The sequence below is a fragment of the Methanobrevibacter sp. UBA412 genome, assembly GCA_002495685.1.
In the GTDB taxonomy this organism is placed as follows: Archaea; Methanobacteriota; Methanobacteria; order Methanobacteriales; family Methanobacteriaceae; genus Methanobrevibacter_A; species Methanobrevibacter_A acididurans.
The window spans coordinates 101,420-113,759 of the sequence record DAGJ01000002.1 but is presented as its reverse complement, the minus strand read 5'-3'; the positions used below and the strand labels follow the sequence as shown (position 1 = coordinate 113,759).

8 protein-coding genes are annotated in these 12,340 nt (G+C 26.3%); 7 read left to right on the top strand and 1 reads right to left on the bottom strand.

Annotated features, from left to right (window positions below; translation table 11 throughout):
- Positions 1-351 precede the first annotated feature (351 nt).
- The 4 genes from BP997_RS00585 to mtnA all read left to right on the top strand — a co-directional run bounded on the left by BP997_RS00585 (position 352) and on the right by mtnA (position 6,206).
- The gene (locus BP997_RS00585; RefSeq protein WP_413828629.1) at positions 352-663 is read left to right on the top strand and encodes a hypothetical protein; all 312 of its coding nucleotides are present in this window, start codon (positions 352-354) and stop codon (positions 661-663) included.
- 531 nt (positions 664-1,194) lie between these two features.
- Positions 1,195-4,026: a beta strand repeat-containing protein gene (locus tag BP997_RS00580; RefSeq protein WP_413828627.1), complete on the top strand. Its 2,832-nt coding sequence runs from the start codon at positions 1,195-1,197 to the stop codon at positions 4,024-4,026.
- Between the two features lie 265 nt (positions 4,027-4,291).
- Complete coding sequence (locus BP997_RS00575; RefSeq protein WP_413823587.1) at positions 4,292-5,197, top strand: radical SAM protein; 906 nt, start codon at positions 4,292-4,294, stop codon at positions 5,195-5,197.
- Between the two features lie 79 nt (positions 5,198-5,276).
- Positions 5,277-6,206 (top strand): S-methyl-5-thioribose-1-phosphate isomerase, encoded by a 930-nt coding sequence (gene mtnA / locus BP997_RS00570; protein ID WP_413828625.1) that lies wholly within the window; start codon positions 5,277-5,279, stop codon positions 6,204-6,206.
- A 9-nt stretch (positions 6,207-6,215) separates the two neighbouring features.
- Here mtnA and BP997_RS00565 read toward each other — a convergent pair whose 3' ends face one another.
- Complete coding sequence (locus tag BP997_RS00565; RefSeq protein WP_413823637.1) at positions 6,216-7,277, bottom strand: class I SAM-dependent methyltransferase; 1,062 nt, start codon at positions 7,275-7,277, stop codon at positions 6,216-6,218.
- Positions 7,278-7,554: 277 nt separating this feature from the next.
- Between BP997_RS00565 and dph5 the strand changes: the two genes are divergently transcribed.
- The 3 genes from dph5 to BP997_RS00550 all read left to right on the top strand — a co-directional run bounded on the left by dph5 (position 7,555) and on the right by BP997_RS00550 (position 11,626).
- The gene (dph5, locus tag BP997_RS00560; protein ID WP_413823593.1) at positions 7,555-8,343 is read left to right on the top strand and encodes a diphthine synthase; all 789 of its coding nucleotides are present in this window, start codon (positions 7,555-7,557) and stop codon (positions 8,341-8,343) included.
- A gap of 1,275 nt (positions 8,344-9,618) precedes the next feature.
- The gene (locus BP997_RS00555) at positions 9,619-10,029 is read left to right on the top strand and encodes a hypothetical protein (protein WP_409197888.1); all 411 of its coding nucleotides are present in this window, start codon (positions 9,619-9,621) and stop codon (positions 10,027-10,029) included.
- 250 nt (positions 10,030-10,279) lie between these two features.
- A complete protein-coding gene (locus BP997_RS00550) occupies positions 10,280-11,626 on the top strand; it encodes a TIGR02710 family CRISPR-associated CARF protein (protein WP_409197887.1) in 1,347 nt (448 codons plus the stop codon).
- Positions 11,627-12,340: the final 714 nt, after the last annotated feature.

Genomic DNA, 12,340 nt, shown 5'->3' with positions numbered 1-12,340 from the left:
AAAAATAGGGTTTCTACAAAGCCCTTTTTATTTAAAATATCCTTTTTTTAATTTCTTTAAGATTTTCAAAATATTTTTATTTTAAATAGTAAAATCTATTTTACTTAAAAATTTAAATAACTATTTCTTAGTTATTTAATCATGTTTTAAGTTTTTATTTGGAAAATAAGACTATTTAATGCATATATTAAATTTTATTTTTTTTAGTTTTTCTATAATTGTTTGCTATTAATAGAATATATTTATATAATAGTAATGTCATATTATCTATCATTATAAGGAGTGGAAAAAATTTTCCACAAATTACAAAAATAATTTTTATCTTAATTTGGCATGAAGGAGGTGAAAATCGTGAAAAGTGAAAACTCTAAAGTAGACAAATGGATTCCTATATGTGTTGTGCTTATATTTAGTATGGTGTGTGCTGTGGCAATGGGATCTGCTTTTGCTGCGGATGCTCCTAATACCACTAATGGGGATTTAGGGGACTCAAACACTGTTTTATCTACTAGTACTCAAATTAGCGATGTAGGGAATACATCAAGTACTGTAAATGATAATCTTAGTGATAACTCTAATTCTCAAAGTGGAAATGTCTTAGCTACAGATAATACAAATAATGCTTATTCTAATGAAGTATTATCTAGTATAGGTGATGATTAATCCAATAATGTTTATGTTGATGGATCCAATACCCAAGATGGTAATGGTACCTCAGATAATCCATATAATAATATTAATGATGCAATTAAAAATGCTCAATCTGGTTCTACTATAATAATTTCTAGTGGAAATTATGTTCTTAATGGAAAAACTACCATTGATAAAGATTTAACTTTAACAGCAGCACCTGATGCTACTGTAACTATTAGTCAAAGTAATGGTGGATATTTCAGTATTAGTGAAGATATTAGTTTAACCCTTGAAAATCTTCAATTTACTAATTTTAATGGAAGAGATAAAGGTGGATTAGCATGGAACAATGGATTACTTAATATAATTAATTGTACTTTTACTAACATTAATGCAGGTAATTATGGTGGAGTAATATATAATAGTAAAACTGGTGTATTAACTATATCTGGTTCTACATTCACCAATAATAAAGCTAATAATGGTGGTGTAATTTACAATTTAGGTAGTTTAACTATTACTGATTCTACATTTGATAGTAACAATGGAAACAATGGTGGTGTGATCAATAATCAAAAAGATGCAGATGCAACTATCACTGGTTCAACTTTTAAAAATACTATTAATGGTGGAGCAATCAATAATAATGGTGTATTAAGTATCATTGATTCAACTTTTACTAATAATAATGGAGAAGCAGTTTACAACACTGGTAAAGCAACTATTGAAAGTTCAACTTTTACTAATAATAAAGTAAACAGTAATGGTGGAGCAATCTATAATAATAATGAGTTAACCATTACAGATTCAACTTTTACAGGTAACACTGCAAATAATGGTGGTGCAATTTATAATGCTGGTAGTTTAACTATTACAGGTTCTGAATTTAATACCAACACTGCTAAAGTTGGTGGAGGAGCTATATACTCTATTAATCCTGTAACTATTGATTCTACTACATTCTACAAAAACAGTGTAACTAATACTAATAAACAAGCACAAGGTGGAGCAATCTATCTTTCAAATGCTAAAGGTATGAGTAGTATTACAAATTCAAAATTTAAATATAATAGTGCTTATTCCTATGGTGGTGCTATAAGAGCTTACAATTCAGACTTAACCATTTCAGATTCTGATTTCTTCGGAAACACTTTATCTAATGCTAATAATATTGGAGCAAGTGATGGTCTTTCTCGTGGTGGAGCTATAAATAGTGCAGATGCAACTTTACTTATATATAACAGTAATTTTGAAAATAATATGGCTGGTGATGCAGGAGCTGCTATACGTACTAATGGTACTGTAGTTGTTGATAACTGTAATTTTACTAACAATGGATTATACGAAACCTCTACTGGTATGGGTAGTGCAATATTCTGTAATAATGGTGACAGTGTCACTATAAGTAACAGTAATTTTGACAATACCAAATACACTAATGGGTTTGTATATGCAATTGGTACAGAACAATTATACATATCAAATTCTAACTTCAAATCAAGTAAAAAAATTCTTAACCAAGCAGTATATGCTGATAATGTTATAAATTCCAAGTTTAATAATGTAATCATTAATGGAATGTTCAAAAATGGACTTGAAATTATTGGAGGATCAGCTAATATTGATAATGTAGATATTGATGTTACTAAAGGTAATGCTATTTACTTAGCTAATGTTAAAGATTCAAGTATTACAAACAGTAACCTTAAAGCTTCTAATTATGGAATATACATTTACTCTAATGATGAAAGTAGTAAAACTATATCTACTAGTTCTAACATTAAAGTTGATAATTGTAATATAAGTGCTACTTACTCTGCTGTTAGATTAGAAGCAAAAGGTAATGATAAAATAAGTGATGTAACCTTATCTAATTTAAAACTTGCATCTACTGGTGACAGTGGAATATATGCAATTGCAGATAATAGTGGAAACATTAACAATTTAAATATTGAAAATGTGGAAATTAATAAAGTACCTTACTATGCAATATACTTAAAGAATGTAAATGACTTCAATATACTTAACTCTATTATAACAAATAATGGTAAATTAGTTTCATCTAATGCTATTTACCTTGCAAATTGTAAAGATGGAAACATTAAATATAATAATATTAGTAATAATAAAGGTACTGGTATTAACTCATTTGGTTCTAATAATGTTAACATAATTGGTAATACAATTACTAATAATGGATATTATGGAATTGAATTAGATGGTTCCAACAATATTACTATTAATAATAATAGAATTTACAATAATGTAAAAGGTGGATTATTCGTTAACGGTGGATCTGATAATAATGCAGATTCTAACTGGTGGGGTAATAATTCAGTAACTGATAGTGATGTTACTGGTATAACTATAAACAATTATCTTACTGTTGAAGTTGTTAATGAATCTGGTGTATTTACTGTTGTATTTAGTTTAGGAAATGATACTGTAACTCCTGATTTCTCCCTTGACTTTGGTATGAATGCTACAGATAATGAATCTGGTAATAGTACTCAAGGAAATGTTTCTAATGGTATGCCTAAAGCAAGTTTACCTTTCGGTAATATTTACTTTATGTTAGATTCTTATGTTTCTAGTTTAATTGTAAATGAAGCTGAAGAAGTACCTGATCCTGATGAACCTGAAACTCCTACTGGACCTACAATTCCTACTGAACCTGGTGAAAGTGAGGGTGATAAGGATGATTCTACAACTCCTAGTGAACCTACAACTCCTACTGAACCTGAAACTCCTGTTACTCCTACTGAACCTGTAGTTCCTGAAACTCCAGTTACACCTGATGTACCTGTAGATGATGGTTCTGATAATGTTATTGGTGATGATAATACTAATACTCCTGTAGATGATGATAGTGTTCCTATTATAGAAACACCAGCTTCAGATGCAAGTGATGATACTACTACTGATGTGGATGATAATACACCTACTGATGATAGTGATGTTGTTATTGATTCTGGAGTAAGTGATACTGTTAATAATGATGGTGTTACTGATTCTACTGTAAATACCGATAGTACCAATAATGTTTTAGATAGTAATGGATTTGATAGTAATGGTTATGATGCAAATGGATTCAATGCTGCTGGATATAATGCAGCAGGTTATGATGCAAATGGTTTAGATCGTAATGGTTTAACTGTTGCTCAAAATGCTGCTAACGCTGCTACTGCTAATGCTCAAACAAATAATGTTGCATCTAGTAATGCAGAATCTTCTAGTGCAAATTCTGAATCTACTAGCAACACTCCAAATACATCTAATGTTCAAGCAACCACTACTTCTACTTCTGTTATGAGAAGAAGAAGATATGAGGAAGAATATGAAACAAATAAAAATGGAGATTTAGAAGATATTAATGATGATGATGAAAGTTAAGGATTTTTTGTCCTTAATTTTTGTTTAAATTATTTTCTTCTTTTTCTTTTTCTTTTTTTTAAAATATTTTTAATACTTTTTTCAATATTTTTATTAAAATAAATTATAACAATAGTTAAGTTTATATAATAGTTTGCTCTTATACTAACTATAATTAAGTTAAAAAAATTAAAATCATAAACTTAAATACATAAAAAATAAAAAAATAAACAAAAGTAAAAGAAAAAAAATTAAAATTAATAAAAAAATGGGGATAATGATACTTATGGAAACAAAAAAACCAAACCAAGGAAAAAAAATAGAAGAAGGAAAACACAATGGATCAAAATTTGCACATCTAACTAGAGCACACCCTTGTTTTAATGAAAAAATACATGATAAAGTAGGAAGAGCACATGTACCAATAGCACCAAAATGTAATATAGCATGTAACTTCTGTACAAGATCACTCAACACAGAAGAAAACAGACCCGGAGTAGCATCATGTGTAATGAAACCTGATGAAGCATTAGAACATGTAAAAGAAGTTACAAAAGAAGGACCAATAGCAGTTGTAGGAGTAGCAGGTCCAGGAGATGCACTAGCAAACGATGAAACATTCGAATTCTTTGAAAAAATAGGAAAAGAAAAACCGGACCTAATCAAATGTATGAGTACAAATGGATTACTACTACCAAAATATGCAGATAGAATAGCAGAATTAGGAGTAAACTCAGTAACAGTAACAGTTAATGCAGTTGATCCGGAAATAGGAAAAGATATTTACTCCTTTGTAGTATATGAAGGACAAGTATACAAAGGAAAAGAAGCAGCAGAAATATTACTCAAAAACCAATTAGAAGGTATAGAAAAAGTCACCAATGATGGAGTAGTTGTTAAAGTAAACACAGTACTAATACCTGGATTAAACGATGAACACATAGTAGACATAGCAAAAGAAGTTAAAGCACGAGGAGCATCTATAATGAATATCTTACCTTTAATTCCATTAAACAAAATGAAAGATTATGAAAGACCTGGATGCGAAATGATGGAAAAAGTAAGAGATGAAGTAGAAGAAATAATGCCAGTATTCCGTGCATGTACTCAATGTCGTGCTGATGCCTATGGAATTCCTGGAAAACATGGCTCAGATAGATACCTTGGAAGAACACCACAAAGTCATTACTAAATAATTAAAATTTTTTTTTAATCTTTTTTTAAAATACTTAATTTACAATAATTTTTTTTTAACTTAAACTGTGATTAATATGAAAACATTAGAATGGGAAAATAATAAATTAAAACTTATAGATCAAACTAAATTACCTGATGAATTAACTTATGTTTATTGTAATACTTACCAAGATGTTATACAAGCAATAAAAAACATGACAGTTAGAGGAGCACCAGCTATTGGTGTTGCAGCAGCATTTGGTATGGTACTTGCAGATAAAGAAGGTGTTGATCTTAATCTTGCTGCAAAAGAAATTAAAGCTTCAAGACCAACTGCAATTAACTTATTTTGGGCAGTAAATCGTGTTCTTAAATCAGATAATCCTTTAACAGAAGCAATACAAATGTATGATGAAGATATAGAAACCAATTTAAGTATTGGGAAATATGGTTCAGAAATCATTGATGAGGGAGATACAATTTTAACTCATTGTAATGCTGGAGCATTAGCATGTGTAGATTATGGGACCGCTTTAGGAGTTATTAGATCTGCTCATAATCAAGGTAAAAAAATAGATGTTATATGTGATGAAACACGTCCACGAGGTCAAGGAGCAAGATTAAGTGTATGGGAAATGCAAGAAGAAAACATTCCAGTTAAATTAATTCCTGATGTGGCATCTGGTTACTTAATGAGTCAAAAAATGATTGATAAAGTTGTTATAGGTGCAGACCGTATAGCTAATGGTGGAGTTATAAATAAAATTGGTTCTCTTATGGTTGCTCTTGCAGCTAAACGTTTCAATGTTCCATTTTATGTTGCAGCTCCTTTAAGTACCTTTGATAAAGAATCAAATATTTTTGATACTACTATAGAAGAACGTGATGGTGATGAAGTACGTTACTATGGTAAATGTAGAATATGTCCGAAAGGAACAGAAGTAATTAATCCTGCTTTTGATATTATTCCATCAGATTTAATTACAGGAATTATAACTGAAGAAGGAATAATTAAACCATTATAAACCTTTTTTTTATTCTTTTTCAGTTATTTTAGCATCAATACCAACATGCCACATTCCAGGACTACTACTTTTCACTTTCCGATTTTCTAATATTTCAACATTTTTATTTTGTTTATGTGCTGCTTTTTGTATACGTTCTATTCCTTGTCCAAAATTGTCACTAAATTCATAATAATTTATTATTCCTTCATTTTCAACATGTTTTATTGCTAAATCTAAGAATTGATATGCTAATCCAGGTAAATTCATTATTATACGATCAAATTTTTGGTTTGTTAAATTATTTTCGGATACTTCAATAATGTCTCCACATATAGGGTTTATACTTCCTTTTAATTTGTTTAACTTAATATTTTCTTTTAAATATTTTATAGCATATTCATTTATATCTACAGCTGTTATTTGGCATTTTTTATTATGAGCTATAACTATGGGGAATGGTCCAATTCCACAGAACATGTCTAATATTTTTTCATCTTCTTTCACGTTATCGGATACTCTTTTACGTTCTGTTGCTAGTCTTGGTGAAAAGTATACATTAGTAACATCTAATTTTAATCTAGTACCATGTTCTTTATGTATGGTTATAGGATTATTTTCTCCGGCAATAAGTTCTAATTGTCTTGTTCGGGTTACTCCTTCTATTGGACTTTTTTTCATATATACACTTGTTCTTTTTGTGAAGTTTAATGTTGCTTCTCCAATGGTTTTTTTATATTTTTCCAATTCTTTGGGTATTTCTAGTATTACAATGTTTCCTATAGTGTCGAAACTTTTTTTTAGTTCTTCAATTTCTGTTGGGTTTAGTTTTCCTTTTAATGCTTCAGTTATACTTTTAGGGTAATGTTTTGTAGCTACTAATTCGGTTTCATAATTGCTGATGTTTAATTCTGGTAGTTGTAAAGTGTTTTTTATTTCTTCTATTAATGTTGGGGTGGCTATTTCTTTTATAGGTATGTAACCGTAATCTTTATCTGTTTTGATTTTATAGTTCATATTCATTAATTCTTTTTCTGCAATAATTTTACGCACATCATTTAGATGATGTAACTCTACTTTTAAACTTTTCATCATATCACTTAATAATTTAATTACAAGCATTAATTAAACAAGGTATTATATTAAAAAACATAGATTTAAACATTCATTCTAATGTTTATTTGTATTTGAATTTCTATTAGAAAATTACTATAAAAATAAATCTAATAATATAAATCCATTATATAAATATTAAATATAAACAATACTTATATTATTAATAGTAAGTTAATTTAACTAATTTTATTTTCATAATAATTACTTAAAAAAAATCATAAAAAAATAATAATAATTGGGAGAATAAGAAATAATGTTTTATTTAATAGGATTAGGATTATTCAATGTAGAAGACATCAGTCTTAAAGGATTAAATGCACTGAAAAAAGTAGATAAAATATATGCAGAATTTTTCACCAGTAAATTAATAGGTTCCAATCTTAAAGATATTGAAAAAATCATAGGTAAAAAAATAATAATACTTAACCGTAACCAAGTAGAAGAAGAAAACATTTTCTTAAAAGAAGCTGAAACATTAAATGTAGCATTAATAACAGGAGGAGATCCTTTAATTGCAACAACCCACTCTGACTTCTTAGTAGAAGTTCATAAAAAGAAAATACCTTATACTGTGATACATGGATCTTCAATTCTTTCAAGTGCTCCAGGAATTAGTGGTCTTCAAGCATATAAATTCGGAAAAGTAACAACAATCCCATTCCCTGATGAAAACTTCTTCCCTAAATCACCATACAAAGCAATTGAAAATAATCTTAAAATGGATTTCCACACCTTAGTATTATTAGATATTCAAGCACACAAAGATAGATACATGACAGTTAATCAAGGATTAGAATATTTAATGGAAATTTATAATGAGCAAGGTGAGGGCTTAATAAATCCTGATACTTTAGCTATTGGTATAGCACGTGTAGGATCTGAAGATAATATAGTTAAAGCTGATTATATTAAAAACTTAATAGATTATGATTTTGGTGGACCTTTACATTGTATTGTTATCCCTTCAAAATTACATATAGTAGAAGCAGAATATCTTGTTGAAATAGCAGATGCACCATCTGAAGTCTTAGATAATGTTTAAGAAAAAGTAAGTTTTTTTTTAAAAAAAATTAAAAAAGAAAGAACAATATTATTTTTTTTTAAATAATTTATTTTAACAGTGGTTAGTTCCTAATAATTTTTTATAGTTATAATCAAAAAATTTCTTTTAAAAAAATTTTCTAATTATTACTCATTTCATTAATAAGTAAAGTTAAAATATATTTTTCTTTTAAAATTTATATTATTCTTTCTTTTTTTGTAATGAAATTTAGTAAACAGTTTGCTTAATCCTATAGATTACTCAATGGTTTTATTTCATTAAATCATCAAATGGATTTTAATCCATGATTAATATTACTCTTGTTATTATTTATATATTTTATTATTATTATCCTAAAAATTTAGAAAATTTTTGCTGTATACAATTTTTCTCTTTTAAAATAGTATGTTAAGAATAAGGATAATTTTTTTTTAAGCTTAATAAATTATCAATTTAAATTTTTAGATAATCTTTTAATAGTTAAAGGACGGGTAAAAAGTTTTTGTTCTTATTGTTTGAGGTAATTTAAGTTCATCTTTTGTGATCCCTTAATATTTTTTTATCTAAAAATTTATTTTTTTGATAATTTTGTTTTTTTAGGGTTTAATAAATGTTTTTTTCCATTTTTTATATTATTTGGAGATTATAAAATGGTTGTTTTATTTTTATTAACCCAAGACATGAAGTTTAATTCACATCGTTTTTTATTATTAATCTTATCATTTATAAAATTTTTGCTTTATACTTATAATGTAATTTTTAAAAAAATAATTTTTGTTCAATAGATAAATTTTTAAAATTAGAAAATTATCACATTATCTTAAAAAAATCCATAATAAGGTAAGAAAAAATAATTTAAAAGAAGGCAGGGTATAACTATTTTTATTTTTTATAACTATTTTAGGAGTAATTAAACTTTTTAATTTATTTTTGTTATTATTTTTATATTTAGGTAATTGTTTATAGGATTTATTATGTAAATAAATTAATTTAATAATTATACCCGTGATTTAATAAAATATTGGTTTCCATTCTAATTTTGGAGATTATAAAATGGTTGTTTTTTAAAATTTACCAATAGACATGAAGTTTAATTTACATCGTTTTTATTATTTAAAAAAACTCATATATAAACCTTCCCACTTAAACAAACCAAACATCCAATACACTTTTATAAAAAAAACAACTAATACTTTATCACTAGCAAAAAAATTTTAAAATATTTTTTTTGTAAAAATAAATACTATATAAAAATAAATAGGATTTAAGATATTAATGAAAACCGAAAATTTAATTATATTAGTATTAGCGATTATAATATTAATAGTAGGTGTAGGTGCTGCTGCAATGATGTTCAGTGGATCAATAGACCAAAATGTCACAGCTACTAATAATACCACTAATATTACTAATGCTACAAATAATACAACCACCGCAGATAGTGGTTCTAGTGGATCAAGTTCTAGTGGATCTAGTTCTGGTTCTAGCTCATCTGGAACTACTCACCATTCTAGTTCTGATTCTAGTGGAACAAGTTCATCTGGAGGTTCTAGTTCTGGTGGATCCAGTTCTGGAGGTTCATCTTCAGGTTCAGGTTCTAGTTCTGGTGGATCCAGTTCTGGAGGTTCATCTTCAGGTTCAGGTTCTAACCCTGGTGAAAGCGTTCCTCCTGATGAAGAAGGATAAAACATAAAAAATTTTTTTTTAAACATAAATAAAAGGAGATAAATTAAATATTTTTCATATATCTCCTTTTTTATAAATCTTTTTTTAAATACCAATTATCTAAATATATAAAAAACTCTTTTTTTAAATAAAATATTTTATTAAATAAAAAAATAATAAATATAAAATAATTAAAAATAGGTATCATACTCTCTCTTTTTTTTAATTTAATATAAAAAAAATAACATATTATGGGGTTGTGTTTAAGGTAATGAAAACAAATAATAGATTAAATGCTTTAATTTTAAGTGTTGGAGGAACAAGTGAACCTCTAATAACTTGTATAAAAGAATTAAAACCTGATTGTGTATACTTCCTACATTCTAAAGGTACACTAAAAATTGCTAAAGAAGTTCTTAAAAAAACAAAATTTAATGGAGAAGTATTATATAAAGAAATTGTTAATCCCGAAAGTTTAGAAGAATCTTATTTTAAAGCACATCATGCTATAAAAGAATTAAAACATAATAATTTTGAAGTAGTTATGGATTTTACTGGAGGAACTAAACCTATGGTTTCAGGTTTAGTCTTAGCAGCAGTAGGAGAAAACATTGAATATTCTTATGTAGGAACTTTTTCTGAAAATGGACGAGATAAAAATGGTTTAGGAATAGTTAAAAATGGTTTTGAAAAAATTAAAAAACAAAAAAATCCCCTAGATTTATATGCAGTAAATGAATTTGAAAGAGGTAAAGAATTTTTTAATAATTATCAATTTCAAGCTGCAAGAAGAAATTTAAAAACCGCAGAATCTAAACTCACAGAACCTTTTTTAAAGAAACTATCCAGTTTATATATTAAAATTATTGATATTTATGATTCCTGGGATAAATTCAATATAAAATTAACTTGTGATAATTCACAAATAAACCTTGATAAATGTTTGAAGGATTTATTAAACTTAATCTATGAGGATAAAGCAGTTGTTACTAGTTTTGAAAAGGATCATAATGGATTTTTAAGTCAGTTGAAAAACAATCAAATGTTTTTAGAACGTAAAATTTCCCAAAAAAACAATCTTAATAATGATAATATTTATTTTTATCTTCCAGATTTATTGAATAATGCTTATCGTCGTATTAAGGAAGGTAAATATGATGATGCAGTTGCAAGATTATATCGTGTTATGGAGTTAGTTGCTCAATTAAAACTTAACAAATTAGGTATTGTTGATAATGATTCAATTAGAAATTTTAAATTTGATATTAATAAAAATTCATTTAAAAATTATGCAAGTGAAAATTATCAAGATATTTTAACTAAGTTAAATATTAAAAATTTCACAAGTTCTAAATCTACTTTTACCCTTGCAATGTATAATGATTTTAACATGTTAAGATACTTAAATGATGAAATAGGAAATTATTATATTAAAGATAATAAAGTCCAACGTGAACTTGAAAAACGTAACAATAGTGTTTTAGCCCATGGTTTACGTCCAATTAACAAGATTAATGCTATAAAATTATATGATTACTCTGTTAATTATGCTAAACTTTTATGTTCTGATGTTGAAGTTTATATGAAATTAGGAAGTTTTCCCAAATTCCAAATTTAATTTAACACTTTTTCTATTTGAATCTTTTAGTAAAATTTAAATATTATTATTTTTATAATATGAGTGATGAATTAATGGGTGTCTTATATATTATTATATATAGGAGGTTAATTATTATACTGTGCTAAAAAGATTTTTTTAAACAAATTAATCTATTAAAGAAAAATTTAGGAATAAGCATAGTTAATCTTTTTTTTAAACAAAATTTTAAGGTAAATATTTTATAAAAAAAATAATTTAATATGGGTTGAAAATTTTTTTCATTTAAGCTAAAATATTCAATGTCCCCACATATGTATAAAAGAAAATATTAAATCAATTTAATTTAGAAAATATGAGAAGTTTTTTTTATTTAACACAAATATAGGAAAATATTTTTTTATCATCTCACTAAAAAAAAACGAATTTAAACTTTTCATAAAATTAATAAAAGGGGTTAAAAAAAAATTAAGTATTGATTTTTTATTAAAATATGTATAAAAACAGGGAATGATATATTTTTAGAAGGTTTAATCTTTTAAGAGAAATGTTTTCACATTAAAATTTAAGAGAATCCTAAAAATTATATTAAAAAAAAGATAAAAGGGGTAACTTGTATTTATTCCCTCTTAATTTTTTATTAAAAATTTAATCACAGAAAAAAATGATTCAGATTTTAAATAGATAAAAATATATGTCCATTAAAAAAAAATAAGGGAACTATAAACTTTTAAT

Coding starts and splice junctions, on each gene's coding strand:
- BP997_RS00575 (WP_413823587.1), top strand. CDS start 4,292: ATGGAAACAAAAAAACCAAACCAAGGAAAAAAAATAGAAGAAGGAAAA.
- mtnA (WP_413828625.1), top strand. CDS start 5,277: ATGAAAACATTAGAATGGGAAAATAATAAATTAAAACTTATAGATCAA.
- BP997_RS00565 (WP_413823637.1), bottom strand. CDS start 7,277: ATGAAAAGTTTAAAAGTAGAGTTACATCATCTAAATGATGTGCGTAAA.
- dph5 (WP_413823593.1), top strand. CDS start 7,555: ATGTTTTATTTAATAGGATTAGGATTATTCAATGTAGAAGACATCAGT.
- BP997_RS00555 (WP_409197888.1), top strand. CDS start 9,619: ATGAAAACCGAAAATTTAATTATATTAGTATTAGCGATTATAATATTA.
- BP997_RS00550 (WP_409197887.1), top strand. CDS start 10,280: ATGAAAACAAATAATAGATTAAATGCTTTAATTTTAAGTGTTGGAGGA.